At 68.8% G+C, this 26,421-nt stretch carries 25 protein-coding genes and 2 tRNA genes; 18 read left to right on the forward strand and 9 right to left on the reverse strand.

Annotated elements, in window-relative coordinates; all coding sequences use genetic code 11:
- Positions 1–28 precede the first annotated feature (28 nt).
- Entirely contained in the window at positions 29–889 is an 861-nt protein-coding gene (locus HMPREF0591_RS24100; RefSeq protein ID WP_040623830.1) for a DoxX family protein, read from the forward strand.
- Positions 890–909: 20 nt separating this feature from the next.
- Here HMPREF0591_RS24100 and HMPREF0591_RS24105 read toward each other — a convergent pair whose 3' ends face one another.
- Positions 910–1,266, reverse strand: a complete 357-nt coding sequence (locus HMPREF0591_RS24105) for a PH domain-containing protein (protein WP_040623832.1) — start codon at positions 1,264–1,266, stop codon at positions 910–912.
- 315 nt (positions 1,267–1,581) lie between these two features.
- Between HMPREF0591_RS24105 and HMPREF0591_RS24110 the strand changes: the two genes are divergently transcribed.
- From HMPREF0591_RS24110 to ilvC, 3 genes are read left to right on the forward strand one after another with little or no spacing between them, the layout of a single operon-like run.
- Positions 1,582–3,459: an acetolactate synthase large subunit gene (locus HMPREF0591_RS24110; RefSeq protein ID WP_007171314.1), complete on the forward strand. Its 1,878-nt coding sequence runs from the start codon at positions 1,582–1,584 to the stop codon at positions 3,457–3,459.
- Positions 3,459–3,956: an acetolactate synthase small subunit gene (gene ilvN, locus HMPREF0591_RS24115; protein ID WP_007171315.1), complete on the forward strand. Its 498-nt coding sequence runs from the start codon at positions 3,459–3,461 to the stop codon at positions 3,954–3,956. The genes HMPREF0591_RS24110 and ilvN overlap by 1 nt, the downstream gene beginning before the upstream one ends.
- 45 nt (positions 3,957–4,001) lie before the next feature.
- The gene (gene ilvC, locus HMPREF0591_RS24120; protein ID WP_083208675.1) at positions 4,002–5,003 is read left to right on the forward strand and encodes a ketol-acid reductoisomerase; all 1,002 of its coding nucleotides are present in this window, start codon (positions 4,002–4,004) and stop codon (positions 5,001–5,003) included.
- 64 nt (positions 5,004–5,067) lie between these two features.
- On the opposite strand, the gene wrbA is transcribed toward ilvC, so the two are convergent.
- Complete coding sequence (wrbA, locus tag HMPREF0591_RS24125) at positions 5,068–5,670, reverse strand: NAD(P)H:quinone oxidoreductase (protein WP_007171317.1); 603 nt, start codon at positions 5,668–5,670, stop codon at positions 5,068–5,070.
- Positions 5,671–5,778: 108 nt separating this feature from the next.
- On the opposite strand from wrbA, the gene serA reads away from it, so the two are divergent.
- Positions 5,779–7,365, forward strand: coding sequence for a phosphoglycerate dehydrogenase (gene serA / locus HMPREF0591_RS24130; RefSeq protein WP_007171318.1), 1,587 nt, complete (start codon positions 5,779–5,781; stop codon positions 7,363–7,365).
- A complete protein-coding gene (locus HMPREF0591_RS24135; protein WP_007171319.1) occupies positions 7,362–8,372 on the forward strand; it encodes a 3-isopropylmalate dehydrogenase in 1,011 nt (336 codons plus the stop codon). The genes serA and HMPREF0591_RS24135 overlap by 4 nt, the downstream gene beginning before the upstream one ends.
- On the opposite strand, the gene HMPREF0591_RS24140 is transcribed toward HMPREF0591_RS24135, so the two are convergent.
- Positions 8,272–9,576, reverse strand: coding sequence for an MFS transporter (locus HMPREF0591_RS24140; RefSeq protein ID WP_040623951.1), 1,305 nt, complete (start codon positions 9,574–9,576; stop codon positions 8,272–8,274). The two genes, HMPREF0591_RS24135 and HMPREF0591_RS24140, sit on opposite strands and share 101 nt — an antisense overlap.
- A 109-nt stretch (positions 9,577–9,685) precedes the next feature.
- Between HMPREF0591_RS24140 and HMPREF0591_RS24145 the strand changes: the two genes are divergently transcribed.
- The 4 genes from HMPREF0591_RS24145 to HMPREF0591_RS24160 all read left to right on the forward strand — a co-directional run bounded on the left by HMPREF0591_RS24145 (position 9,686) and on the right by HMPREF0591_RS24160 (position 12,301).
- Complete coding sequence (locus HMPREF0591_RS24145) at positions 9,686–10,483, forward strand: fumarylacetoacetate hydrolase family protein (RefSeq protein WP_007171321.1); 798 nt, start codon at positions 9,686–9,688, stop codon at positions 10,481–10,483.
- The gene (gene gltX / locus HMPREF0591_RS24150; RefSeq protein ID WP_007171322.1) at positions 10,480–11,937 is read left to right on the forward strand and encodes a glutamate--tRNA ligase; all 1,458 of its coding nucleotides are present in this window, start codon (positions 10,480–10,482) and stop codon (positions 11,935–11,937) included. The genes HMPREF0591_RS24145 and gltX overlap by 4 nt, the downstream gene beginning before the upstream one ends.
- A 147-nt stretch (positions 11,938–12,084) precedes the next feature.
- A tRNA-Gln gene (locus HMPREF0591_RS24155) sits at positions 12,085–12,156 on the forward strand.
- Between the two features lie 72 nt (positions 12,157–12,228).
- Positions 12,229–12,301: transfer RNA gene (locus tag HMPREF0591_RS24160), tRNA-Glu, on the forward strand.
- A 24-nt stretch (positions 12,302–12,325) separates the two neighbouring features.
- Here the strand turns inward: HMPREF0591_RS24160 and HMPREF0591_RS24165 are convergent.
- Both HMPREF0591_RS24165 and HMPREF0591_RS24170 read right to left on the reverse strand, forming a co-directional pair.
- Positions 12,326–12,838, reverse strand: coding sequence for a pyridoxamine 5'-phosphate oxidase family protein (locus HMPREF0591_RS24165; RefSeq protein WP_007171323.1), 513 nt, complete (start codon positions 12,836–12,838; stop codon positions 12,326–12,328).
- A 151-nt stretch (positions 12,839–12,989) separates the two neighbouring features.
- Positions 12,990–13,691, reverse strand: a complete 702-nt coding sequence (locus tag HMPREF0591_RS24170) for an IclR family transcriptional regulator (RefSeq protein ID WP_007171324.1) — start codon at positions 13,689–13,691, stop codon at positions 12,990–12,992.
- Between the two features lie 86 nt (positions 13,692–13,777).
- Here HMPREF0591_RS24170 and leuC point away from each other — a divergent pair, with 86 nt between their 5' ends.
- From leuC to HMPREF0591_RS24185, 3 genes are all read left to right on the forward strand, one after another.
- Positions 13,778–15,208: a 3-isopropylmalate dehydratase large subunit gene (leuC, locus tag HMPREF0591_RS24175; RefSeq protein ID WP_007171325.1), complete on the forward strand. Its 1,431-nt coding sequence runs from the start codon at positions 13,778–13,780 to the stop codon at positions 15,206–15,208.
- A 25-nt stretch (positions 15,209–15,233) separates the two neighbouring features.
- Positions 15,234–15,830, forward strand: a complete 597-nt coding sequence (gene leuD, locus HMPREF0591_RS24180) for a 3-isopropylmalate dehydratase small subunit (protein ID WP_007171326.1) — start codon at positions 15,234–15,236, stop codon at positions 15,828–15,830.
- Positions 15,831–16,042: 212 nt separating this feature from the next.
- Positions 16,043–16,678: an HU family DNA-binding protein gene (locus HMPREF0591_RS24185; RefSeq protein WP_007171327.1), complete on the forward strand. Its 636-nt coding sequence runs from the start codon at positions 16,043–16,045 to the stop codon at positions 16,676–16,678.
- A gap of 69 nt (positions 16,679–16,747) precedes the next feature.
- On the opposite strand, the gene mutT1 is transcribed toward HMPREF0591_RS24185, so the two are convergent.
- The 3 genes from mutT1 to cofC all read right to left on the reverse strand — a co-directional run bounded on the left by mutT1 (position 16,748) and on the right by cofC (position 20,698).
- Complete coding sequence (gene mutT1, locus HMPREF0591_RS24190; protein ID WP_040623837.1) at positions 16,748–17,677, reverse strand: 8-oxo-(d)GTP phosphatase MutT1; 930 nt, start codon at positions 17,675–17,677, stop codon at positions 16,748–16,750.
- Between the two features lie 85 nt (positions 17,678–17,762).
- On the reverse strand, positions 17,763–19,952 hold the full coding sequence (locus HMPREF0591_RS24195) for an RNA degradosome polyphosphate kinase (RefSeq protein ID WP_040623839.1): 2,190 nt from the start codon (positions 19,950–19,952) through the stop codon (positions 17,763–17,765).
- A 92-nt stretch (positions 19,953–20,044) separates the two neighbouring features.
- Positions 20,045–20,698 (reverse strand): 2-phospho-L-lactate guanylyltransferase, encoded by a 654-nt coding sequence (gene cofC, locus HMPREF0591_RS24200; protein WP_040623841.1) that lies wholly within the window; start codon positions 20,696–20,698, stop codon positions 20,045–20,047.
- Positions 20,699–20,810: 112 nt separating this feature from the next.
- Here cofC and HMPREF0591_RS24205 point away from each other — a divergent pair, with 112 nt between their 5' ends.
- Together HMPREF0591_RS24205 and HMPREF0591_RS24210 are read left to right on the forward strand one after the other, a co-directional pair.
- Positions 20,811–21,836, forward strand: a complete 1,026-nt coding sequence (locus HMPREF0591_RS24205; RefSeq protein ID WP_007171331.1) for an NAD(P)H-dependent glycerol-3-phosphate dehydrogenase — start codon at positions 20,811–20,813, stop codon at positions 21,834–21,836.
- A gap of 74 nt (positions 21,837–21,910) precedes the next feature.
- Positions 21,911–23,023 carry a D-alanine--D-alanine ligase family protein gene (locus HMPREF0591_RS24210; protein WP_040623843.1) on the forward strand — a complete coding sequence of 371 codons (1,113 nt, stop codon included), beginning with the start codon at positions 21,911–21,913 and terminating at the stop codon, positions 23,021–23,023.
- On the opposite strand, the gene HMPREF0591_RS24215 is transcribed toward HMPREF0591_RS24210, so the two are convergent.
- The gene (locus tag HMPREF0591_RS24215; RefSeq protein ID WP_083212481.1) at positions 23,020–23,538 is read right to left on the reverse strand and encodes a DUF3515 domain-containing protein; all 519 of its coding nucleotides are present in this window, start codon (positions 23,536–23,538) and stop codon (positions 23,020–23,022) included. The two genes, HMPREF0591_RS24210 and HMPREF0591_RS24215, sit on opposite strands and share 4 nt — an antisense overlap.
- Before the next feature lie 195 nt (positions 23,539–23,733).
- Here HMPREF0591_RS24215 and HMPREF0591_RS24220 point away from each other — a divergent pair, with 195 nt between their 5' ends.
- Genes HMPREF0591_RS24220 through HMPREF0591_RS24230 form a run of 3 tightly spaced genes read left to right on the forward strand, consistent with a single transcriptional unit; the run spans position 23,734 to position 26,345 of the window.
- On the forward strand, positions 23,734–24,696 hold the full coding sequence (locus HMPREF0591_RS24220; protein WP_007171334.1) for a thiamine-phosphate kinase: 963 nt from the start codon (positions 23,734–23,736) through the stop codon (positions 24,694–24,696).
- Between the two features lie 39 nt (positions 24,697–24,735).
- A complete protein-coding gene (locus HMPREF0591_RS24225) occupies positions 24,736–25,419 on the forward strand; it encodes a uracil-DNA glycosylase (RefSeq protein ID WP_007171335.1) in 684 nt (227 codons plus the stop codon).
- A gap of 5 nt (positions 25,420–25,424) precedes the next feature.
- Positions 25,425–26,345 carry an NADP-dependent oxidoreductase gene (locus HMPREF0591_RS24230; RefSeq protein ID WP_040623952.1) on the forward strand — a complete coding sequence of 307 codons (921 nt, stop codon included), beginning with the start codon at positions 25,425–25,427 and terminating at the stop codon, positions 26,343–26,345.
- Positions 26,346–26,421 lie beyond the last annotated feature (76 nt).

Raw genomic sequence — 26,421 nt, forward strand, 5'->3', positions numbered from 1 at the left:
AGCGCCAAATGCCCTTACCCTGACACCCGTGACCAGTCAACCGAATGACGGACATTGGCAACGGCCCGGCGAATCCCCGGAGCCGACCCCGGGACGCCCCGCCACGGCGCGTGTGGTTGACCCCGAGGATGATCTGACGCCCGTCGGTTACCCCGGCGATTTCAACCCCTCCACCGGAACCACCACCGTCATCCCCTACATGGGCGACCACGCCGCCGTCGGCGGCCCCAGGGCGACGGGTTACAACGTGCTCGACCAGCAGGAGCCCCTGCCTTACGTCCAGCCGCAACCCACCCGGCACGCGGCCGCCGAGCCCGTCGAGATCGACGGGGACGAACACTACGGCCGCCTGCACGACGTCGGGCGTCGCGGCACCCAGCACCTGGGTTTGCTGATATTGCGGGTCGGGCTCGGGTTCGTGCTGGCCGCCCACGGGCTGCAGAAGCTGTTCGGCTGGTGGGGCGGCTCGGGGGTGGGCGGGTTCAAGAACTCCCTGTCGGACGTCGGCTACCAGCACGCCGACATCCTCGCCTACGTCAGTGCCGGTGGTGAGCTGGTCGCGGGCGTGCTGCTGGTGCTTGGGCTGTTCACCCCGGTGGCCGCGGCCGGTGCGCTGGCGTTCCTGATCAACGGCCTGCTGGCCACCATCTCGGCGCGGCCGCACCCGCACACCTTCGCCTACTTCCTGCCGGACGGGCACGAGTACCAAATCACGCTGATCGTCGTGGCCGTCGCGGTCATCCTGTGCGGGCCGGGCCGCTACGGCCTGGACGCGCGGCGCGGCTGGGCCCACCGGCCCTTCATCGGGTCGTTCGTCGCCCTCCTGGTCGGCATCGCCGCCGGGGTCGCGGTGTGGGTGCTGCTCAACGGGGTCAACCCGATCGCCTGATCCGCCTGCGCATAGGCCGGCTACGCGTAGGGGTTGGGCACGCGCCCGGAGCTGACCTCGGCCAGTTGTGGGAGCGTCGCGAACGTCACCGCGGGCAGACGCAACTGCGCGCCGCTCCTGAGGTGCGCCCGCGCCCAGGAGCCCCGGTGGAAGCGCAGGCCGTCGATCTCATCCCACCGCACCGCCCGGCCGCCCAGTAGCGTTCGGACGGTCACGCCCCGGTCGTCGGCGACGGTGCGCAGGCGGACGATCATCGCCGACAGCACCACGGGGATCAGCAGCAGCGGAGCCGAGGGCGGCCACAGCATCACCGGTATCAGCAACCCCAGGGTCACGAAGCCGACGGCCAGGTGCGCGATCGGGGACACCTTGATCACGACGGGTGTGTGGGAAGACGAACCGGTAGCCACCCGACCATCATTTCACCCGGCGCGGGGGCCCTGGACCTCGGCGCGAGCCGACGGTCACGGATTTGACTGCTGAGCTGTGCGAAGGCTACCGTCGGGTGTTATGGATACCGCCGGAAAGCCCGGGATGCTCGTAGTAATTAGTCGGCGCGTTGGTGCCTGACTAGCCTCTTCGGCATTTGAAGCTATCCAGACCAACGCGCAACCCTCGTGCAGCAGATGAGCTGTCGGGGGTTTTTTGTTGCCCCCGAGCGAGATTCCCAGAGTGAATAAGGATCAAAGACAGTGAGCGCTCCCGCCAGGCCGCACGCCACCGAGCCGCAGCGTGCCGCCGACATCGCCACGGACGCGGCCAAGCCCGCCGAGAAGTCGCCGACCACCAAGCCGAAACGCATTGGGCCCGAGAAGCTTACCGGCGCCCAGTCGGTGATCCGCTCCTTGGAGGAACTCGGCGTCGAGGTCATTTTCGGGATCCCGGGTGGCGCCGTGTTGCCGGTCTACGACCCGCTGTTCGACTCGAAGAAGCTGCGCCACGTGCTGGTTCGCCACGAGCAGGGCGCCGGCCACGCCGCCAGCGGCTACGCCCACGCCACCGGCAAGGTCGGCGTGATGATGGCCACCTCCGGACCCGGCGCCACCAACCTGGTGACGCCGCTGGCCGACGCCCAGATGGACTCCGTGCCCGTGGTCGCCATCACCGGCCAGGTCGGCCGGACGCTGATCGGCACCGACGCCTTCCAGGAGGCCGACATCTCCGGCATCACGATGCCGATCACCAAGCACAACTTCCTGGTCCGCTCGGGCGACGAGATCCCGCAGGTGATCGCCGAGGCCTTCCACATCGCCGCCTCGGGACGCCCGGGTGCGGTCCTGGTCGACATCCCCAAAGACGTGCTGCAGGGGCAGTGCACGTTCAGCTGGCCGCCGCGCATGGACCTGCCCGGCTACAAGCCCAACACCAAGCCGCACAGCCGGCAGATCCGCGAGGCCGCCAAGCTGATCGGCGACGCCCACAAACCGGTGCTCTACGTCGGCGGTGGCGTCATCCGCGGCGAGGCGAGCGAGCAACTGCGCGAGCTCGCGGAACTGACCGGCATCCCGGTGGTCACCACGCTGATGGCGCGCGGTGCGTTCCCCGACAGCCACCGTCAGCACCTCGGCATGCCCGGCATGCACGGCACCGTCGCCGCTGTGGCGGCGCTGCAGCGCAGCGACCTGCTGATCGCGCTGGGCACCCGGTTCGACGACCGGGTGACCGGAAAGCTCGAGACCTTCGCCCCGGAGGCCAAGGTCATCCACGCCGACATCGACCCCGCCGAGATCGGCAAGAACCGCAACGCCGACGTGCCGATCGTCGGCGATGTAAGGGCGGTCATCACCGAGCTGATCGCGATGCTGCGGCACTACGAGCATTCCGGCACCGCGGCAATCCCAGACATGACCGAATGGTGGGCCTACCTGGACAGCGTTCAGGCCACCTATCCGCTGAGTTACGGCCCGCAGAGCGACGGCAGCCTCGGCCCGGAGTACGTCATCGAGAAGCTGGGCCAGATCGCCGGCCCGGACGCGGTGTACGTCGCCGGGGTGGGCCAACACCAGATGTGGGCGGCGCAGTTCGTCTCGTACGAGAAGCCGCGCACCTGGATCAACTCCGGCGGCCTGGGCACCATGGGATTCGCCATCCCGGCGGCCATGGGCGCCAAGATGGCTCGCCCGGAGGCGGAGGTGTGGGCCATCGACGGCGACGGCTGCTTCCAGATGACCAACCAGGAGTTGGCCACCTGCGCGATCGAGGGCGTGCCGATCAAGGTGGCCCTGATCAACAACGGCAACCTGGGCATGGTGCGCCAGTGGCAGACGCTGTTCTACCAGGAGCGGTATTCGCAGACGGACCTGGCCACCCATTCGCATCGCATCCCCGACTTCGTCAAGCTGGCCGAGGCGCTGGGTTGTGTCGGATTGCGTTGCGAGCGTGAGGAAGACGTCGAGGACGTGATCAATCAGGCCCGCGCGATCACCGACCGTCCGGTGGTGATCGACTTCATCGTCGGCGCGGACGCGCAGGTGTGGCCGATGGTGGCCGCCGGCACCAGCAACGACGAAATCCAGGCCGCCCGCGGCATTCGCCCGCTGTTCGACGACGAGAGCGAAGGGCACGCCTGATGCACACGCACACGCTGTCGGTGTTGGTCGAAGACAAACCCGGCGTGCTCGCGCGGGTGGCGGCGCTGTTCTCGCGACGCGGTTTCAACATCGAGTCGCTGGCCGTCGGCGCCACCGAGCAGAAAGACATGTCGCGCATGACCATCGTGGTCAGCGCCGAGGAGACCCCGCTCGAGCAGATCACCAAGCAACTCAACAAGCTGATCAACGTGATCAAGATCGTCGAACTGGACGAGGGTCACGCGGTGTCGCGGGAACTGGCGCTGATCAAGGTGCGCGCTGACGCCGGTAGCCGCAGCCAGGTGATCGAGGCGGTAAACCTGTTCCGCGCCAAGGTGATCGACGTGTCGCCCGAGGCGCTGACGATCGAGGCCACCGGCGACCGCGGCAAGATCGAGGCGCTGCTGCGGGTGCTGGAACCGTTCGGCATCCGCGAGATCGTCCAGTCCGGCGTGGTGTCGCTGTCGCGCGGCCCGCGCGGCTTGGGCGCCAAATAGCTACGCCAATTACACACAAGGAGATATTCAACAGTGGCACTAGAAATGTTCTACGACGACGATGCGGACCTGTCGATCATCCAGGGCCGCAAGGTCGGCGTGATCGGTTACGGCAGCCAGGGGCACGCGCACTCGCTGAGCCTGCGCGACTCCGGTGTGCAGGTGCGCGTCGGGTTGAAGGAGGGTTCGAAGTCCCGGGCCAAGGTCACCGAGCAGGGTCTCGAGGTCGACACCCCCGCCGCGGTGGCCAAGTGGGCCGACGTGATCATGTTGCTGGCGCCCGACACCGCGCAGGCCGACATCTTCAAGAACGACATCGAGCCCAACCTCAACCCCGGTGACGCGCTCTTCTTCGGGCACGGGCTCAACATTCACTTCGATCTGATCAAGCCGCCCGCCGACGTCACGGTCGCGATGGTCGCCCCGAAGGGGCCCGGCCACCTGGTCCGCCGCCAGTTCGTCGACGGCAAGGGCGTGCCCTGCCTGATCGCGGTGGACCAGGACCCGACCGGCAAGGGTGAGGCGCTGGCGCTGTCCTATGCCAAGGCCATCGGCGGCACCCGGGCCGGCGTCATCAAGACCACCTTCAAGGACGAGACCGAGACCGACCTGTTCGGCGAGCAGGCCGTGTTGTGCGGTGGCACAGAGGAATTGGTGAAGACCGGTTTCGACGTCATGGTGGAGGCCGGCTACCCGCCGGAGATGGCCTACTTCGAGGTGCTGCACGAGCTCAAGCTGATCGTCGACCTCATGTACGAGGGCGGCATCGCCCGGATGAACTACTCGGTGTCCGACACCGCCGAGTTCGGCGGCTACCTGTCGGGCCCCCGGGTCATCGACGCCGGCACGAAAGAGCGGATGCGGGAGATCCTGCGCGACATTCAGGACGGCACCTTCACCAAGAAGCTGGTCGCCAATGTCGAGGGTGGCAACAAGCAACTCGAGCAGCTGCGCAAGGAGAACGCCGAGCATCCCATCGAGGTGACCGGCAAGAAGCTGCGCGCCCTGATGAGCTGGGTCGACCGGCCGATCACCGAGACGGCGTAACCGCGAGCGTCACGCCAGAGTGGCGCCCGGCCACCACGGTCACTCTGGCGTGACGCTCGGCCATCTAGCGCGTCGCGAGGCGGGCGGCCGTCAGGACCACCCGGCGGGCCAAATGGTCGAGGGCGTTCTCGGTGGCCTCGTCGAGCTCGCTGATGTTGTCGTGGGTGGACACCAGGCTCACCCCATACGGATTGCCGTCGACGAACTTCAGCGGGTCGGTGTAGCCGGGCGGCACGATGATGCCGCCGAAATGCATCAGCGTGATGTAGAGCGAGAGCAGCGTGGTCTCCTGACCGCCGTGCAGGGTGTTGGACGACGTGAACGCCGCGTAGACCTTGTCCGCGAGCTTGCCTTCGGCCCACAGGCCGCCCAGGGAGTCGAGAAAGGTGCGCAATTGCCCGGCCGGAGAGCCGAACCGCGTCGGTGAACCGAAGATCACCGCGTCGGCCCAGACGATGTCCTCGCCGGTCGCCGCCGGAAGGTCTTTGGTCGCTTGGTAATTCGCGGTCCACGCCGGATTCTGGGCGAACGACTGCGGGTCGCGCGTTTCGGCGACGTGGCGCAGGCGGACCTCGGCGCCCGCGGACTCGGCCGCTGCGGCGACGCGCCGCGCCATCGTCGTGCCATGGCCGGTGGCCGAGTAGTAGACGATCGCGAGTTTGGTCACGAGCGCATCGTAGGACGGCGACGACCCATGGCCAACCAGGCGTCGGCGCAGGTTAGGGCAGTGGTGAGCCCGTCAATTCCCGTCAAACGCAGCCGATAGGCTGGCCGGGTGAATCTGCCTGTTGTATTGATCGCCGACAAACTCGCCCAATCGACCGTCGCCGCCCTGGGAGACCAGGTCGAGGTGCGCTGGGTAGACGGGCCGGACCGGGAGAAGCTGCTGGCCGCGGTGCCCGAGGCCGACGCACTGCTGGTGCGCTCGGCCACCACCGTGGACGCCGAGGTGCTGGCGGCCGCGCCCAAGCTGAAGATCGTGGCCCGCGCCGGCGTGGGGCTGGACAACGTCGACGTGGACGCCGCCACCGAGCGGGGCGTGCTGGTGGTCAACGCGCCCACCTCGAACATCCACAGCGCCGCCGAACACGCGTTGGCGCTGCTGTTGGCCGCCGCCCGGCAGATCCCGGCGGCGGACGCTTCGCTGCGCGAACACGCCTGGAAGCGGTCGTCGTTCAACGGCACCGAGATCTTCGGCAAGACGGTCGGCGTGGTGGGACTGGGCCGGATCGGGCAGTTGGTCGCCCAGCGGTTGACGGCCTTCGGCACCCACCTCGTCGCCTACGACCCTTATGTCTCGCCGGCCCGGGCCGCCCAGTTGGGCATCGAGCTGCTGCCCCTCGACGAGCTGCTGTCCCGCGCCGACTTCATCTCGGTGCACCTGCCGAAGACGCCCGAGACGGCCGGCCTGATCGGCAAGGAGGCGCTGGCGAAGACCAAGCCGGGCGTCATCATCGTCAACGCCGCCCGCGGCGGCCTGGTGGACGAGGCCGCGCTGGCGGAAGCGGTCAGCAGCGGACACGTGCGGGCGGCCGGCATCGACGTCTTCGCCAAAGAGCCCTGCACCGACAGCCCGCTGTTCGAGCTGCCGCAGGTGGTCGTGACCCCGCACCTGGGCGCCTCCACGTCCGAGGCCCAGGACCGGGCGGGCACCGATGTCGCGGCGAGCGTGAAACTCGCGCTGGCCGGGGAATTCGTCCCCGATGCCGTCAACGTCGGCGGCGGTGTGGTCAACGAAGAGGTGGCGCCCTGGCTGGACCTGGTGCGCAAGCTCGGTGTGCTGGCCGCCTCGCTGTCGGACGGGCCGCCGGTGTCGGTGTCCGTACAGGTGCGCGGCGAGCTGGCCGCCGAAGATGTTGAGGTGCTGAAGCTTTCGGCCCTGCGCGGACTGTTCTCGGCGGTGGTCGAGGGCCCGGTGACGTTCGTCAACGCGCCCGCGCTGGCCGAGGAACGCGGCGTCACCGCCGAGCTGGCCAAGGCCTCGGAGAGCCCGAACCACCGCAGCGTCGTCGACGTGCGCGCGGTCGCCCACGACGGCACCGCCGTCAACGTGGCCGGCACGCTGTCGGGGCCGCAGCTGGCCGAAAAGATCGTGCAGATCAACGGCCGCAACTTCGATCTGCGCGCTCAGGGCACCAACCTCGTGATCAACTACGTCGACCAACCCGGGGCGCTGGGCAAGATCGGCACCCTGCTCGGATCGGCGGGCGTGAACATCCAGGCCGCGCAGCTCTCCGAGGACGCCGAGGGTCCGGGCGCGACGATCCTGCTGCGGCTGGATCAGGACGTGCCGAACGAGGTGCGGTCGGCGATCGGCGCGGCGGTCGGCGCCAACAAGCTCGAGGTGGTTGATCTGTCGTGAAACTCGCTGTTATCGGCGGCGACGGCATCGGGCCGGAGGTGACAGCCGAGGCGCTCAAAGTCCTTGACGCGGTGTTGCCCGGTGTCGAGAAGACGGATTACGACCTGGGCGCGCGGCGTTTCCACGCCAGCGGGGAGCTGTTGCCGGAATCGGTGCTCGGCGAGCTGCGCCAGCACGACGCCATCCTGCTGGGGGCGATCGGCGACCCGTCGGTACCCAGCGGGGTGCTGGAACGGGGGCTGTTGCTGCGCCTGCGTTTTGAGCTCGATCATCACGTCAACTTGCGGCCGGGCCGGCTGTATCCCGGTGTGAGCAGCCCGCTCGCGGGGGATCCGCACATCGATTTCGTGGTGGTGCGCGAGGGCACCGAAGGCCCGTATACCGGTACCGGCGGCGCCATCCGCACCGGGACGCCCCACGAGGTCGCCACCGAGGTGAGCCTGAACACCGCATTCGGCGTGCGCCGCGTGGTGGCCGACGCCTTCGAACGCGCCCAGCGCCGTCGCAAGCACCTGACGCTGGTGCACAAGACCAACGTGCTGACGTTCGCCGGCAAGCTGTGGTCACGGATCGTGGCGGAGGTCGGGCGGGACTACCCCGACGTCGAGGTCGCGTACCAACACATCGACGCCGCAACCATCTTCATGGTCACCGACCCCGGCCGCTTCGACGTGATCGTGACCGACAACCTGTTCGGCGACATCATCACCGACCTGGCGGCCGCGGTGTGTGGCGGAATTGGCTTGGCCGCCAGCGGCAACATCGACGCCACCCGGACCAACCCGTCGATGTTCGAGCCGGTGCACGGCAGCGCGCCGGACATCGCCGGTCAGGGCATCGCCGACCCGACCGCGGCGATCATGTCGGTGGCGCTGTTGCTCGCCCACCTCGGCGAGGACGATGCGGCTAGCCGGGTGGACCGTGCCGTCGAGGCTTACCTGGCAACGCGTGGGAGCGAACGGCCCGCCACCACCGAAGTCGGCGAACGGATTGCCGCCGGGCTGTAGGTTCCAGGCCGGGCGGGAGCAGGCGCGCCGGCACCAGCGGCACCGCGAATACCGGGAACAGGCCGCACAATATCCACGCATTCGGGTATTTCGCGGCGGTGATCAGGGCACCGAAGAGCGGCGGCGCCGCGGCCGCCATCACCCGCTGGGTGGTGTTCTGAATGCCCAGGGCGCGCCCGCTCCAAAACGGTCCGGCGAATTCGGTGATGGCCGTGGCCTCCAAACCGTTGTCCAGCACGGCGATCACGGAGACGGCGACCATCAGCGGCGCCTGGTAGACCGAGTTCAGCAAGTCGGCCCAGGCCAGCAGGAAGAGCGTCACGGCGGCGCCCACCGCGATGATGCGCACCGGGCGCATTCGCGAGCCGACGCGGTCGGACCAGCGGCCCACCATGACGCGGCCGAGGGCGCCCAGCAGTTGCGAGAGGGTGACCAGACTGCCCGCGGCCGCCACCGACCAGTGCAGATTCCTGATCAGCCACACCAGCATGAACGTGACGGTCACGGTCTGCGGAACCATCATCAGACCCGCCACGCTGTGAATTCGCCACAGCGTCAACGATCCTCGGTAGGGGCTGGACAGTTCGGCATCGCTGGCCTTCGCCCGCGGCTTGCGCGGCGGGTCGATGATGCCGACAGCACTCGCCGCCGCGCCCAACGCGCACGCCAGGGCGGTGAACCTCAGGCCCGCACTCGGCCCGTGTTCGGCCAGCTCGGGAATCACCAGCGCCCCCAACGCGATTCCCAGGGGTTGCGCGGTCTGGCGGAAACCCATGGCCAGGCCGCGTTGGTGCGGCGGGAACCATGCCGACACCAGCCGCCCGCCCGCGGTGTTGCAGCTCGCGGCGGCCATGCCGCCGAGGAACAAGTAGACGGCCATGAGCACCATCGAATGCGTCGACGCCGCGGCGTAGGCCGCCACCGCGGTGAGCCCCGAACCCGCGGCCATCACCATCCGCTCGCCCACTCGGTCCAGCACGTAACCCCACAGCACCAGGGTGACCACCATGCCCCAGCTGGGCATCGAGGACAGCAGACCGGCCTCGTCGAGCGGGATTCCGCGCGCCGTTTGCAACGACGGGATCAGAAAGGCGACGCCATTGATGAAGAGAAAGGAACTGGCCGTGGCCACCAGCGACACGACCAGGATGGACCAGCGCGCTCCCGCGCCCAGCTCGCGCTCGGTGGCCGCCGCATTCTGCATCCCCAATGCTTGCACACGCACCGGAATCCGCTGGTAATGCTCGTGGGGCCGCCGCCGATGCGATGCCCGGCCATGCCCGGCGCGGGCGCCCATCAGTAGGCTCAACGAAATGCGCCTTGGTCGAATCGCCAGCCCGGACGGTGTCGCCTTCGTCAGCATCGAAGGCGAACTCGCCGATCCCGCCGCAATGATTGCCCGCGAGATCGCCGAGCATCCCTTCGGCACGCCGAACTTCACCGGCCGCTCGTGGCCGCTGGCCGATGTGCGGCTGCTTGCTCCGATACTGGCGAGCAAGGTCGTCTGCATCGGCAAGAACTACACCGACCACATCGCCGAGATGACCGATCTCACCGGCCCGGCGGCGGCGGACCCGATCATCTTCCTCAAGCCCAATACGGCCATCGTCGGGCCGAACGTGCCGATTCGGTTGCCGGCCAATGCATCACCCGTGCATTTCGAGGGGGAGTTGGCCGCAGTCATCGGCCGGCCCTGCAAGGACGTGTCGGCCGCCGAGGCCGCCGACAGCATCCTCGGCTACACGATCGGAAACGACGTGTCGGCCCGTGACCAACAAAAAGCCGACGGCCAATGGACCCGGGCCAAAGGGCACGACACCTTCTGCCCGGTGGGTCCCTGGATCGTCACCGATGTCGACCCGGCCGATCTCGAGATCCGGACCGAGGTCAACGGCGAGGTGAAGCAACACAGCCGCACCTCGCTGATGATTCACGACGTCGGCGCCATCGTGGAATGGATTTCGGCCGTGATGACCCTGCTCCCCGGCGACCTCATCCTCACCGGGACACCGGCCGGCGTCGGTCCGATCGAGGACGGCGACACCGTCTCCATCACCATCGAGGGCATCGGCACCCTCACCAATCCCGTGGTCCGTAAGGGAAAGTCGTGACAGTACGAGTCCGTTTCTGCCCGTCGCCCACGGGCACCCCGCACGTCGGCATGGTCCGCACCGCGCTGTTCAACTGGGCCTACGCCCGGCACACGGGCGGCACCTTCGTGTTTCGCATCGAGGACACCGACGCGCAGCGCGACACCGAGGAAAGCTACCTGGCCCTGCTCGACGCGCTGCGCTGGCTTGGCCTGGACTGGGACGAGGGGCCCGAGGTCGGCGGACCCTACGGCCCGTACCGGCAGTCGCAGCGCAAAGACATCTACCGCGACGTGGTGGCCAAGCTGCTCGAGGCCGGCGAGGCCTACCACGCGTTCTCGACACCGGAAGAGGTTGAGGCGCGTCACATCGCGGCGGGGCGCAACCCGAAGCTGGGGTACGACAACTTCGACCGGCAGCTGACGGATTCCCAGCGCGCGGCGTTCCTCGCGGAGGGCCGCAAACCGGTGGTGCGGCTGCGGATGCCCGACGAAGACCTCGGCTGGAACGATCTGGTGCGCGGGCCGACCGCCTTCGCCGCCGGCAGCGTGCCGGACTTCGCGTTGACCCGCGCCAACGGAGATCCGTTGTACACCTTGGTCAACCCGTGCGACGACGCCTTGATGAAGATCACCCACGTCTTGCGTGGCGAGGACCTGCTGCCGTCGACTCCGCGGCAGCTCGCGTTGTACGGGGCGCTGATCCGGATCGGCGTCGCCGAGCGCGTGCCGGAGTTCGCTCACCTGCCAACGGTATTGGGGGAGGGGACCAAGAAGCTCTCCAAGCGCGACCCGCAGTCGAATCTCTTCGCCCACCGCGACCGGGGTTTCATCCCCGAGGGCCTGCTCAACTATCTTGCGTTGCTCGGCTGGGCCATCGCCGACGACCACGACGTGTTCAGCCTCGACGAGATGGTCGCCGCGTTCGACGTCGTCGACGTCAACTCGAACCCGGCGCGGTTCGATCAGAAGAAGGCCGACGCGCTCAACGCCGAGCACATCCGCATGCTCGAGCCGGCCGACTTCGCGGGCCGGCTGCGTGACTATTTCGATGTCCACGGCCATCGGCTCGGGCTGGATGACGCCGCGTTCGCCACCGCCGCAGACCTGGTGCAGACCCGCATCGTCGTGCTCGCCGATGCGTGGGACCTGCTGAAGTTCCTCAACGACGACGAATACGCCATCGACCCCAAGGCCGCCGCCAAGGAGCTCGGGCCGGACGCGGCCGCGGTGCTGGACGCCGCGCTGGCCGCGCTCGACGGGCTGACCGAGTGGACCACGGCGCAGATCGAGCCCGCTCTCAAGGCCACGCTCATCGAGAACATGGGCCTCAAACCGCGCAAGGCCTTCGGTCCGATCAGGGTGGCCGCCACGGGAACGACGGTCAGCCCGCCGTTGTTCGAGTCGCTGGAGCTGCTGGGCCGTGACCGCAGCTTGCTGCGGCTACGCGCCGCGCGCGAGACGGCCGCCGGGTAGACGTAGACCTCGCGTGCGGATTGTCGCCGGAGTCTTTGGTAGTCTGCACTGCGGCTTACAAAGGCCGACAACGGTTGGCGGCCGCGGTCTTCCGGGCGGCGTGACACGGCTCGGGATGGGCGCTGACCAGCGGTTTTAGGCGGCCAATGGGGTATGGTGTAATTGGCAACACAGCTGATTCTGGTTCAGCCATTCTAGGTTCGAGTCCTGGTACCCCAGCAAAATCTCGCCCCCTCAAGCGATTAGGTGGGCTTTCGAGTGTGAGCTATGCTGGCACTCCGGATCGTGTCTGGCCCCGTCGTCTAGCGGCCTAGGACGCCGCCCTCTCACGGCGGTAGCGTGGGTTCGAATCCCATCGGGGCTACAAAGCAACCATTGGCCGAAGCGCCTATTGGCCGGTGCCGAGCACGGCCGGTGCCGTCGATCCACCCACCGGCATGGCCGGCAGCCCGAGTTTGCGGTGATCCCACGACCGCGCGCGCTGCGCGACGATGCGCACGCAGACGCGCTTGTTCATCATCTGCTCGACGAAGGGCTTCATCTCGTCGGTGTAGGGGCCGGTGTACCGCTCGAACACGCTGACCCCGACCCGGTGCGAAACCTCGGGATCGTCGACGATCTCCGCGACGCCCTCGAAGGACACCCCGCGCAGCGTGTCGTAGGTGTCGCCGTCCTCGATCAGGAAGCTCACCCGCGGGTCACGTTTGAGGTTGACCGCCTTCTGCGACTTGGCCTTGGTCTCCAGCCAGATTTCGCCGTCCACGACGGCGTACCACATTGCGGTCAGATGCGGCTGGCCGTCGGGGCCGATGGTGGCCAGCGTCCCGGTGCGGCTCTTGACGACGAAGTCGGCGATCTCGTCGGCGGACATGACGATGCTCGCGCGCTGATTGGTTCCCATGGCGGTCAGTCTGACAGGCCGCTTGGGGCCCGCTGTGCACCGGTCGCGTTCAGTGTGCGCAGATGGCGTCGAGTGTGCGTGTGCGGCGGGATTTCGGCGATTTCGCCGCCCTGGCTGCACTCGCGACGCCATCACTGCACAGCCGATGCCGCTATAGCCGGCGCGTCAGGGCCTCGGCCGCGGATAGGAGATCGGCCGCCCAGCGCGCCGCCGGGCGCCGGCCGATGCGGTCGACGGGTCCCGACACCGAGATCGCGGCGACGACGGCGCCGCGGCCGTCGCGCACCGGGACCGACACACTCGCAACCCCGGGCTCCCGCTCGGCCACGCTTTGGGCCCAGCCGCGCCGCCGCACCTCGGCCAGCGTGCGCTCGGTGAACTTCGCCGCAGGCAGCACCGCCTTCTGCGTCGCCGCGTCGCTGTGGGCGAGCAGCACCTTGGCGCCCGATCCCGCCGTCATCGGCAGTCGCGCCCCGACCGGGACCGTATCGCGAAGGCCCGCAGCGGGTTCCAGGGCCGCCACGCAGACCCGCGTGGTGCCCTCGCGGCGGTACAGCTGCACGCTCTCACCGGTGGTCTCGCGCAACAGGGGAAGCACCCCCGCGCTGGCTGCCAGCAGCGGATCGTTGACGTGCGCGGCGAGCTCGGTGACCGCTGGGCCGAGCCCCCAGCGCCCTTCGCCGTCGCGGGCCAGCAGGCGATGCACTTCCAGCGCGGCGGCCAACCGGTACGCGGTGGCCCGGGGCAACCCGGTCCGCTGGCACAGTTCGGCCAGTCCACACGGGAATTGGGCGGTCGTGTGCAGGATGTCCACGGCTTTGTCGAGCACGCCGATGCCGCTATGCTGTCTCACAAGGAGATACTAGCGTCTCGCATCCTGAGATCACAGCCCATGATCGATCGGCGAGCCGCGGATGAGCGAATCGAGGCGAATTTCAGATGGGATCCGGCAAGCCGCGCACCCTGGCCGAAAAGGTCTGGGACGACCACGTTGTGGTGTCCGGGGCGGATGACCCCGAGCAAGCAGGGGCACCCGACCTGATCTACATCGATCTCCACCTGGTGCACGAGGTCACCAGCCCCCAGGCCTTCGACGGGCTGCGGCTGGCCGGCCGGCCGGTGCGACGGCCCGACCTGACGCTGGCCACCGAGGATCACAACGTGCCGACCGTCGACATCGACAAGCCGATCGCGGACCCGGTGTCGCGCACCCAGGTCGAGACGTTGCGCCGCAACTGCGCCGAATTCGGGATTCGCCTCTACCCGATGGGCAATATCGAGCAGGGCATCGTGCATGTCGTCGGGCCGCAATTGGGCTTGACCCAACCGGGAATGACGATCGTCTGTGGTGATAGTCACACGTCGACGCACGGCGCGTTCGGCGCGCTGGCGATGGGCATCGGCACCTCGGAGGTCGAGCACGTGCTGGCCACCCAGACGTTGCCGCTGCGGCCGTTCAAGACGATGGCCGTCAACGTCGATGGTGACTTGCCCGCAGGCGTGACGGCCAAGGACATCATCCTGGCGTTGATCGCCAAGATCGGCACCGGCGGCGGGCAGGGGCACGTCATCGAATACCGCGGCAGCGCCATCGAATCGCTGTCGATGGAAGGCCGGATGACGATCTGCAACATGAGCATCGAGGCCGGCGCCCGGGCGGGCATGGTGGCTCCGGACGCCACCACCTTCGACTTCCTGCGCGACAAGCCGCACGCGCCGCAGGGGGCGCAGTGGGACGCGGCCATGCGCTACTGGCAGGAGCTGCACACCGACCCCGGCGCCGTCTTCGACACCGAGGTCCACCTCGACGCAACGTCGTTGAGCCCGTTCGTGACGTGGGGCACAAATCCCGGCCAGGGGGTGCCGCTGGCCGCGGCCGTGCCCGACCCGGAGCTGATGACCGGCGACGACGAGCGACAGGCCGCGGAGAAAGCGTTGGCATACATGGACCTTCGCCCCGGAACTCCGATGCGCGACATCGCGGTGGACGCCGTGTTCGTCGGCTCTTGTACCAACGGTCGTATCGAGGACCTGCGCGTGGTCGCCGACGTGCTGCGCGGGCGCAAGCTGGCCCCGGGCGTGCGGATGCTCGTGGTGCCGGGGTCCATGCGGGTCCGCGCTCAGGCCGAAGCCGAAGGGCTGGGTGAGGTTTTCACCGCCGCGGGCGCCGAATGGCGCCAGGCGGGCTGCTCGATGTGCCTGGGGATGAATCCGGATCAGCTGGCGCCGGGGGAGCGGTGCGCGGCGACGTCCAACCGCAACTTCGAAGGGCGCCAGGGGAAAGGCGGCCGCACGCATTTGGTGTCCCCGGCCGTTGCCGCCGCGACGGCGGTGCGCGGCACATTGTCCGCGCCGGCCGATTTGAACTGATCCATTCGAGAAGATAGGGACGAGCATGGAAGCTTTTCACACGCACACCGGTATCGGTGTCCCGTTGCGGCGGTCCAATGTCGACACCGATCAGATCATTCCGGCGGTGTATTTGAAGCGGGTCACCCGAACCGGTTTCGAGGACGGGTTGTTCGCCAGCTGGCGCTCGGATCCCTCATTCATCCTCAACCTCAGCCCCTTTGACAGGGGTTCGGTCCTGGTCGCCGGGCCCGATTTCGGCACCGGCTCGTCACGCGAGCACGCGGTGTGGGCGCTCATGGACTACGGGTTCCGGGTGGTCATCTCGTCTCGATTCGGTGACATCTTCCGGGGCAACGCCGGCAAGGCGGGGCTGTTGGCGGCCGAAGTTTCCCAAGACGGCGTGGAACTGCTCTGGAAGCTCATCGAGCAGAGCCCGGGGCTGGAAATCACTGTCAATCTTCAAGATCGAAATATCACCGCCGGAACGGCGGTGTTGCCGTTCAAGATTGACGACCACACCGCCTGGCGGCTCCTCGAGGGACTCGACGATATAGCCCTTACGCTGCGGAAACTCGACAAAATCGAGTCGTACGAGGCCCGTTATCCGCAGTGGAAACCGCGCACTGTGCCTACCTCCTGAACGGTCGGGAACGGCCGGAATTTCCTCTCGCTCACCTAACTAACTGAGCCGATTTTCAAGTCCCGCCACGGGTCAAGGGCGGCAACCGGATTGCCAATCCGCCGATTGCCCGGCCCTGAAATTGCGCGTGGCTCTTGGAAATTTGCTGGGTGAGGGTTTACCGTGTGCACTAGTCGGTTCAAATCGAGGACCACTAGCGTCGGAGGGATTGGATGAATAAGGCAGAGCTCATTGATGTGCTCACACAGAAATTGAACACCGACCGTCGGCAGGCGACCGCCGCCGTCGAGAACGTTGTCGACACGATCGTGCGTGCGGTGCACAAGGGCGACAGCGTCACCATCACTGGGTTCGGTGTGTTCGAGCAGCGGCGCCGCGCGGCCCGGGTGGCCCGCAACCCGCGGACCGGCGAGACGGTGAAGGTGAAGCCGACCTCCGTCCCGGCGTTCCGTCCCGGTGCTCAATTCAAAGCGGTTGTCTCTGGCGCACAGCGTCTCCCGTCGGAAGGACCTGCAGTGAAGCGTGGTGTAGTGGCAAGCGGCGCGGCCAAGAAGACCGCAGCCAAGAAGGCTCCCGCCAAGAAGGCCGCGGCGAAGAAGACCGCAGCCAAGAAGGCTCCGGCCAAGAAGGCGGCGACCAAGGCTCCGGCCAAGAAGGCCGCGACCAAGGCTCCGGCCAAGAAGGCCGCGACCAAGGCTCCGGTGAAGAAGGCCGCGACCAAGGCTCCGGTGAAGAAGGCCGCGGCGAAGAAGGCCGCGACCAAGGCTCCGGTGAAGAAGGCCGCGGCAAAGAGGCCGGCCAGCAAGGCGCCCGCCAAGAAGGCCACCGCGCGTCGCGGTCGCCGCTAAGGCAGCAGCCGAGTTCTGAACGCGAATACCCTTCGGGTCGCAGCGATGCACCCGAAGGGTATTCGCGTGTTAAGCCCGCACGTTGGCGGCCAGCGAGCCACCGATGTGATCGGCCGCCACCAGTCGGCCGGCTGAGAGCGAGAGCACCCAGGTGCTGCCCTTGTGGTTACGCGACTTGTCGGGGCGCACCCCGTCGCGTTCACACCACCACTCGATCAGGTCGGGGATCACCTTGCCCTGTGAGCAAATGACCGGTGCGCCTTGCCGCTCGGCGATTTCCAGCATCCGCTGCCGGGCGCGCTTGGGGCTCTTGGCGTAGGACTCCTCGGTGAGGGCGGGCTCGTTGTGCACGGTCACGCCCAATTCCTCGGCCAGCGGTTCCACCGTCTGGTGGCAGCGCAGGCGGTCGGCCGCGTGCACCTCGGTGGCGCCGAAGGCCAGCAGTTGCGGCACCAGTGCCTCGGCCTGCGCGCGGCCCCGCTTGTCCAGCGGTCGCTGGGTGTCGTCGCCCTTGAAGCGCGATTTCCGGCCCGCGGTGCCGTGCCGGACCACCAACACGGTATGCGTATCGGCTGGGTGTTTTGTGAAGTGGCGCAACATTTTCCGGTCGTGCGCATAACTGAGCTTCTTCAGCGCGTCGACCATCGGCAGCCAGACCAGTTCGTCGACCTCGTTGCCGGGTGTGAAGTCCCCGCCGGTGCTGCGCGCCGCCCAGTAGTAGACCTTCTTGACCCCGGCCTCGATCGGGTAGCTCACCATGTCGAGCCGCCTGCCGAGGATGGCCTGGTGACCCGTCTCCTCGCGCACTTCCCGGACCGCGGCGACGGGCGCCGTCTCGCCGGGGTCCACTTTCCCCTTGGGCAGCGACCAGTCGTCGTAGCGTGGCCGGTGGATCACCGCGACCTCCAGGCCGGGGTTGGACGAATCGGTCGGTCGCCACAACACCGCGCCGGCGGCATACACGATCCGGCTTCCCGAACGCGAGCTCTTGGTCGGCAAATCAACTCCTGCAGGTCAATTCGGTTGAGGGCCGCGCGCAGTGGGCGGTACGGCCGGAAACAACCGTAAATCACCACGCAGCGGGTTACGGACTGCGGTGCCGCTCCATCAACGACACTTGATGATCGCGCACGCTGTGGCCGTCCTGCGGCGACGCGATCCACTGACCGTCGGGCCCGAGTTCCCAGCACCGTGTCGACGGGTCGAGCGCGGACTCGAACAAGTCGTCCAGATAGGAGGTCAGCCTCGGGTCCTTCACCTGGACCAGCGCCTCGACGCGCCGGTCGAGGTTGCGGTGCATCATGTCCGCGCTGCCGATCCAGAACTCGTTGATGCGATTGAAATGCATGATGCGGGAATGCTCCAGGAAGCGGCCGAGGATGGAACGGACCGCGATGTTCTCCGAGAATCCCTCCGCGCCGGGACGCAGCGCGCAGATCCCGCGCACCACCACCTCCACCCGCACGTCCGCCATCGACGCGCGGTAGAGCGCGTCGATGACCTGTTCGTCGACGAGGGCGTTCATCTTGAGGCGGATCCGGCCGCCACCGTGTTCGCGGTGGGCGGCGATCTCGCGCTCGACGCGTTCGATGATGCCGGTGCGAATTCCGTGCGGGGCGACCAGAAGGTTGCGGTAGGCGACCTTGCGCGAGTAGCCGGTGAGCGAGTTGAACAGGTCGGTCAGGTCGGCCCCGATCTCCGGAGACGCCGTCAGCAGGCCGACGTCCTCGTAGAGTCGCGCCGTCTTGCCGTTGTAGTTGCCGGTTCCGATGTGGCAGTAGCGCCGGATCGCCGAGCCCTCGCGCCGGACCACCAGGCAGGTCTTGCAGTGCGTCTTGAGCCCGACGTACCCGTAGACGACGTGCACGCCCGCCTGTTCCAGCTCGCGCGCCCAGCGGATGTTGGCCTGCTCGTCGAAGCGCGCCTTGATCTCCACCAGCGCCACCACCTGCTTGCCGGCCTCGGCGGCGTTGATGAGCGCCCGCACGATCGGCGAGTCTCCGGATGTGCGGTAGAGCGTCTGCTTGATCGCCAGCACATTCGGGTCGGCGGCGGCCTGTTCGATGAAGCGCTGGACGCTGGTCGAGAACGATTCGTACGGATGATGCAGCAGCACATCACCTTCCCGCAGCGTGGCGAAGATGCTTCTGGGTGTCTCGCGGTCGACGAATGCAGGACTGGTGGCCGGAACGAATGCCGGGTCTTTGAGCGCCGGCCGGTCGAGGCTGTAGATCTGCCACAACGAGGACAGGTCGAGCAGGCCGGGCACCTCGATGACGTCACCCGGGTTCACGTCGAGTTCGCGCAGCAGCAGCTCCAACATGCTCTCGGTCATGTCGTTGGCGACCTCGAGTCGCACCGGCGAACCGAACCGTCGGCGCGCCAATTCCCGTTCCAGGGCTTGCAACAGATCTTCGTCGCGGTCCTCTTCGACCTCGTAGTCGGCGTTGCGAGTGATGCGGAACGCGTGATGCTGAACGATCTCCATGCCCGGGAACAGCACCGGCAGGAAGGCCGCGATCAGCTCTTCCATTGGCAGGTAGCGGATTATGGCGGGTCCCTCGGCGTCGTCCAGGTGGCCGCGGGCGCCGAGTTCGACGAACCGGTCGACGTTGTTGGGGACCTTCACCCGCGCGAAGTGCTGGCCGCCGTCCTCGGGCTGGCGCACCATGACCGCCAGGTTCAGGCTCAACCCGCTGACGAAGGGGAAGGGGTGGGCGGGATCGACGGCGAGCGGCGTGAGCACCGGAAAGACTTGCTCGTGGAAGTAGGTCGACAGTTCGTCGCGCTCGGCCTGATCCAGGTCGGCCCACGTGACTATATGTATGCCTTCCTCGGCGAGCGCGGGACGCACCGAATCGAGGAACACCCGCGCGTGCCGGGTCGCGATCCGCTGGGTCTGCTCACCGATCAGGGCCAGTTGCTCGCGCGGCGTCAGGCCGTCGGCCGAGCGCACCGACAGCCCCATCTCGTCGCGGCGCTTGAGGCCCGCGACGCGCACCATGTAGAACTCGTCGAGGTTGGAGGCGAAGATCGCCAGAAACTTGGCCCGTTCCAACAGCGGCAGTGAGTTGTCGGCAGCCAGCGCCAGCACGCGGGCGTTGAAGTCCAGCCAGCTCAGCTCCCGGTTGAGGTAGCGGTCTTCCGGCAGGTCGGTGAGCGCGGCCGGCGTCGCGGCGGGCGGCGCTGCCACGGCCGAGTCGCCTTGATGCCACACATGCTCGTCGGGGCGCGCCTCAGCTTCGGTTTCAGTCACCCTGCGATCATCGCTTATCGCGCGCCGATGCTGCTAGCGCTCGGCGGACATCCATTCGCCGTTGGGATGACGTTCACCATCAGGACAGGTAGGCCACCCCGCGGCCGGAGTCACTGCTGGGCGAGGGCCCGGGCGGTCGCCGCCCCCACCCCGAGCCGGCGGGCGGCGGCGAGGTCGTCGGGAGTGTCGACGTCACAGCGCAGGCCAGGCCACGCACCGGTCAGTTCGATCGCGCCCGAACGCCGGTGCCGCGCCGACGAATCGGAGCCGAACTGCGGGTCGAGCGCGGCGCCGAAGGCGAAGAGGGCGGCGGTGCCCGTCGCCAGCCGATCGGCGACAAAGCTGCGCCGGTGGTGCCGCGCGGCGGCGATCGCCTCGGCCAGCTCCTGCGTCTGCAACGCCGGCAGATCACCTTGCAGCACAACGACATTCGGAAAGAAACCGCCCACCGCCCGTTCCGCGGTGGCGATGGCGTTGTTCAGCGGGTCGGCGTGCCCCTCGGGTGTCGGGTCGGCCAGCACCTCGGCCCCCAGCTCGGTCGCCGCGGCGGCCGCCGCCTCGTCGGGGGTGATCACGGTGATGGATCCCAGCGCCGCGACGCGGCCGGCCGCGGTCAGGGTGTCCATCAGCATGGCCAGCACCACGCTCTCCCGGGTGCGCGCCGAGAAGACCGGGGCCAGCCTGGTCTTGGCCGCGGCCAACCGCTTGACGGCGACAATCAGGGCGACGTCTCTGCCCCCTTCGTCGGCTCGTGTGCCGCTCATGGATGCCATCCTGCCAGCGACCGCTCCCGGCGGACGCGCTAGCTCGCGCGACGCCCGCTGATCTAGGGTGTAGCGGCTGCAACACGCAGGAGACGACGGACGGGGGTGGTGGATGGCTGGCACACCTGCCAGTTCGACGGGCGCCGTCGCGGTCATGGGTGCCGGGGCGTGGGGCACCGCGCTGGCCAAGGTGCTCGTCGAGGCCGGCGAAGCGGCCGTCGCGCTGTGGGCGCGTCGGACCGACGTCGCCGACCGGATCAACGCCACCCGGGCCAACCCCGACTACCTGCCGGGCACGGTGCTGCCCGCGGGCGTCCGGGCCACCACCGACGCGGCGGAGGCGCTCGGCGGCGCCTCGACGGTGCTGCTGGCCGTGCCCGCGCAGACGATGCGCGCCAACCTCGAGGGGTGGGCGCCGCTGCTGCCCGACGGCGCCACGCTGGTGAGCCTGGCCAAGGGCATCGAGCTGGGCACCCTGATGCGGATGAGTCAGGTCATCGTCTCGGTGACGGGCGTCGACCCTGCTCAGGTCGCGGTGATCTCGGGGCCGAACCTGGCCAGCGAGATCGCCGAATGCCAGCCGGCCGCCACCGTCGTCGCGTGCAGCGACTCCGGGCGCGCGGTCGCGCTGCAGCGCATGCTGAACACCGGGTACTTCCGCCCCTACACCAATAGCGATGTCGTCGGCACCGAGATCGGCGGGGCGTGCAAGAACGTCATCGCGCTCGCGTGCGGCATGGCGGCCGGCGTCGGGCTGGGCGAGAACACCGCGGCGGCGATCATCACCCGCGGTCTTGCCGAGATCATGCGGTTGGGCATCGCGCTCGGCGCCAAGGGTGCCACGCTGGCCGGGCTGGCCGGGGTCGGCGACCTGGTGGCGACGTGCACCTCGCCGTATTCGCGCAACCGGTCGTTCGGCGAGCGCCTGGGTCGCGGCGGGACGATGGAGTCGGCGCTGCAGGCCCGGGACGGGCACGTCGTGGAGGGTGTGACGTCGTGCGAGTCGGTGCTGGCGCTGGCGTCCAGTTACGACGTCGAGATGCCGCTCACCGACGCCGTGCACCGGGTCTGTCACAAGGGGCTGTCGGTGGACGAGGCGATGGCCCTGCTGCTGGGCCGCAGGACCAAGCCGGAGTGACCGCGCGGCCGAAACCGCAGCTAGCGGCCCGCCGCCCGGCTCGAGCGCCGCGCAACCGGTAGCCTCTTTAGGTTGTGAGTGCCAGCGGAAGCCGCGTGCGCGTCGCCGTCGTGTTCGGCGGACGCAGCAACGAGCACGCCATCTCCTGCGTGTCCGCGGGCAGCATCCTGCGCAACCTCGACCCCGAGCGGTTCGAGGTCGTCGCGATCGGCATCACCCCGCAAGGGTCGTGGGTGCTCACCGACGGCGACCCGGACGCGCTGGCCATCAGCAACCGGCAGCTGCCCGAGGTGACCGCGCAGTCGGGCACCGAGCTGGCCCTCCCCGCGGACCCGCTGCGCAGCGGCCAGCTGGTCTCGTTGTCGACGGGCGCCGGTGAGGTCCTGGCGTCGGTCGACGTGGTGTTCCCGGTGCTGCACGGTCCCTACGGCGAGGACGGCACCATCCAGGGCCTGCTGGAGCTCGCCGGGGTGCCCTACGTCGGGGCCGGCGTGCTGGCCAGCGCGGCGGGCATGGACAAGGAGTTCACCAAGAAGCTGTTCGTCGCCGAAGGGCTGCCGGTCGGTGACTACGCGGTGCTGCGCCCGTCGCGGTCCACCCTGCGACCCGACGAGTGCGAGCGGCTGGGTCTGCCGGTGTTCGTCAAACCCGCACGGGGCGGCTCGTCGATCGGCGTCACCCGCGTCTCGAGCTGGGACGACCTGGCCGCGGCCGTCGCGGTCGCGCGCCGGCACGACCCGAAGGTGATCGTGGAGGCGGCGATCACCGGCCGCGAGGTGGAGTGCGGCGTGCTCGAAATGCCCGACGGGTCAGTCGAAGCCAGCACGCTGGGCGAGATCCGGGTGGCCGGCGTGCGGGGACGCGAGGACTCGTTCTACGACTTCGCCACCAAATATCTCGACGACGCAGCCGAATTGGACGTGCCGGCCAAGGTGGACGACGACATCGCGGACGCCATCCGGGATTTGGCGATCCGGGCGTTCAAGGCCATCGATTGCCAGGGCCTGGCGCGGGTCGATTTCTTCCTCACCGACGACGGGCCGGTGCTCAACGAGATCAACACGATGCCCGGGTTCACCACGATCTCGATGTACCCGCGGATGTGGGCGGCCAGCGGCGTGGACTATCCCACCCTGTTGGCGACCATGGTCGAAACGGCGTTGGCGCGCGGCACCGGCCTGCGCTAACCCGGCCTAGCTGGGTTGATCGGCACCGCCGCGATCGTGCGGTCGATCACCTCGGAAAGCTGCTGGATCGGCGTCGGGCCGGATCCCGACGGCAGCGTGAGCGCCACATAGACCGGCCGATCCACGGTGTACCACGTCGACCTGCCCGCGTCCCCCGCGGACTGCGGTTCGGGGCGCACCTCGAACCACTGCACGCGGTCGACCACCTGAATGGGGGACCCCACCACGAACTCGGCGGGGCGGTCGAGCCCGCAGCGCAGCACCACCGGCTCGCTGTGCGCACCGGACCGCCAGGCGGTGACGCCGTGCGGCGCCGGTTGCGCGACGGGCGCGCGCTGATAGTCGCCGAGCCGCTCCGGCAGGGCACCGGCCAGCGCCCGGCACGCCGCGCTGTCGGCCTGCGGCGCCGGGGCGGCGGGCACCGTGACGGGTTGCGGCGGCGCCTCGTGGTTCGCCGCGATCACCAAAATCACGCCGATCGCCGCGACGGCCACCGCCACCGCGGCGATGATCATCGCCGGCGGTGGCCCCGTGTCGACGGCGGGGCCGGAATCGGGATCGGTCGTCACCGCCCGCGCACCTCCTATCTGTGGCACAGCGATGCCGGGTTCTACACTGGCGCGGGCCGCTCGCGCGGGCAGTAAACCAACTTACCGCAGGTCGGCTACCAGTCAGGGGCCCGCGCAGGGCGTGGATGCGCAGGAGGTGGCGTGCGCGACGACGCATCGGAACCCACACTGCAGCAGCTCGGGGAGTTCGCGGTCATCGACCGTCTGGTGCGCGGCCGCCGTCAACCGGCCGCGGTGACGGTCGGGCCGGGCGACGACGCGGCGGTGGTGCAGGCCAGGGACGGCCGCATCGCGGTGTCGACGGACATGCTCGTGCAGGACCGGCATTTTCGGCTGGACTGGTCGACCCCCCACGACGTCGGCCGCAAGGCCATCGCCCAGAACGCCGCGGACATCGAGGCGATGGGCGCACGGCCCACGGCCTTCGTGGTCGCTTTCGGCGCTCCCGGCGACACGCCGACCGCGGACGTGGACGCGCTGGTCGATGGGATGTGGGACGAGGCCCAGCGCATCGGCGCCGGCATCGCCGGCGGTGACCTGGTCGCCTGCCCGCAGTGGGTGGTCTCGGTGACGGTGCTGGGCGACCTGGACGGCCGCGCGCCGGTGCTGCGATCCGGGGCGAAGGCGGGCTCTGTGATCGCGGTCGCCGGCGCGCTGGGGCGCTCGGCCGCCGGTCTTTCGTTGTTGGGCAAGGGCGTTGAGGGCTTCGATGCGCTGCGCCGCCGCCATCTCGTTCCCCAGCCGCCCTACGGCCAGGGCGTGGCGGCGGCCGCCGGGGGAGCGCAGGCGATGATCGACATCTCCGACGGTCTGGTCGCCGACCTGCGGCACGTCGCCGGGTCATCCGGTGTGGCGATGGATCTGTCCACCGCGGCCCTGGCCGCGGACCACGACGCACTGACCGCCGCGGGCGCCGCCGTGGGCGTCGATCCCTGGTCGTGGGTGCTCGGCGGCGGCGAAGACCACGCCCTGGTGGCCTGTTTCGCCGGGCCGGCGCCCGCCGGATGGCGGATCATCGGGCGGGTCCTGGACGGGAAGGCCGACGTGCTCATCGACGGGCAAGAGTGGACCGGCTACGCCGGCTGGCAGTCGTATGACGGTTAGGGTGGCGCGGTGAGCGTCGATGCTACGAAAGGACCGGCAATGACGGCGCGGCCGTTGACCGAACTCGTCGAGCAGGGCTGGGCCGCGGCACTCGAGCCGGCGGCCGATCGTGTCGCCGAGATGGGCCGGTTCCTGCGGGCCGAACTCGCCGCCGGGCGCAGGTACCTGCCGGCTGGCCCGAACGTGTTGCGCGCTTTCACCTTTCCTTTCGACGACGTCCGCGTGCTGATCGTCGGCCAAGACCCGTACCCGACGCCGGGACACGCCGTGGGCCTGAGCTTCTCGGTCGCCCCCGACGTGCGTCCGCTGCCGCGCAGCCTGGCCAACATCTTCGACGAATACGCCGCCGACCTCGGCCATCCGCAGCCCTCGTGCGGCGACCTGACGCCCTGGGCCCAGCGCGGGGTGATGCTGCTGAACAGGGTCCTCACGGTGCGGCCCAGCAACCCGGCCTCGCATCGGGGCAAGGGCTGGGAGGCGGTCACCGAGTGCGCGATCCGTGCGCTGGTCGCACGCTCACAGCCGATGGTGGCGATCCTGTGGGGCCGCGACGCGTCCACGCTCAAACCGATTCTGGCCGAAGGCAATTGCGTGGCGATCGAGTCGCCGCACCCGTCGCCGCTGTCGGCGTCTCGTGGCTTCTTCGGGTCGCGCCCGTTCAGCCGGGCCAACGAGCTGCTGACGGGCATGGGCGCCGACCCGATCGATTGGCGGCTGCCGTGACCGGGATGAAGGCGCTGCGGGCGCACCGCCGGGGCGGCCCGGAACAACTGGTCGTCGAGCCGGCGCCGGTGCCGGTCCCCGCGGCGGGCGAGGTCCTGGTGGCCGTCCACGCCGCCGCCACCACGTTCGACGAGTTGACCTGGGACGAAACCTGGACCCGCGTGAGCCGCACACCGGTGATCCCGTCGCACGAAGTGTCGGGTGTCGTCGCCGAGGTGGCCACGGGCGCGGCGGATTTCACGCCGGGCGACGAGGTGTACGGGCTGATCGGGTTCGACCGTGACGGCGCGGCAGCCGAATTCGTCTGCGTGCCCGCGACGGATTTGGCCGTCAAGCCGGCGACGGTGTCACACACCGTCGCCGCCGCGCTGCCGCTGGCCGGCCTCACCGCCCTGCAAGCGCTGGTTGACCACGCCGGCGTGCGGCCGGGCGAGTCCGTGCTGGTTCACGGTGGGGCGGGCGGCGTGGGCGCATTGACGGTACAGCTGGCCGCGATGCTGGGCGCGCGCGTCATTGCCACCGTGCGCAGCGACGTCGGCGACCTCGTCCGCGGATGGGGGGCCGTCCGGGTGATCGATGTCCGCACCGAGGAATTGGACGACGCGGCCTACGACGTCGTCATCGACACCGTCGGCGGCGAGACGCTGGACCGGTCGTTTCGCCTGCTCCGCCGTGGTGGCCGGCTGGTCACGCTGTCGGCGCCGCCGCCGGCGGGCAGGGCCGACGAATACGGCGTCACGGCAACGTTTTTCATCGTCACCCCGAATCGCGAACAGCTGGCCGAGCTGGCCCGGCTGGTCGACGGCGACCGGTTGCATGTCGAGATCGCAGGGACCTTTCCGCTCGAGAGAGGGCGAGAGGCATTCGAAAGCCGGAACCGTCCGGGCCATCGCCCCGGCAAGACGGTGATCGTCGTCAGGGACTAGGTGCCCTGCTCGGCGGCCTCGCGCTTGCCACGTAATCCCTTGTGTCACTTTAGCTTCAGCTGTAACAATGAGGGCA

Origin of the sequence: Mycobacterium parascrofulaceum ATCC BAA-614 (genome assembly GCF_000164135.1) — a bacterium.
Taxonomy (GTDB): domain Bacteria; phylum Actinomycetota; class Actinomycetes; order Mycobacteriales; family Mycobacteriaceae; genus Mycobacterium; species Mycobacterium parascrofulaceum.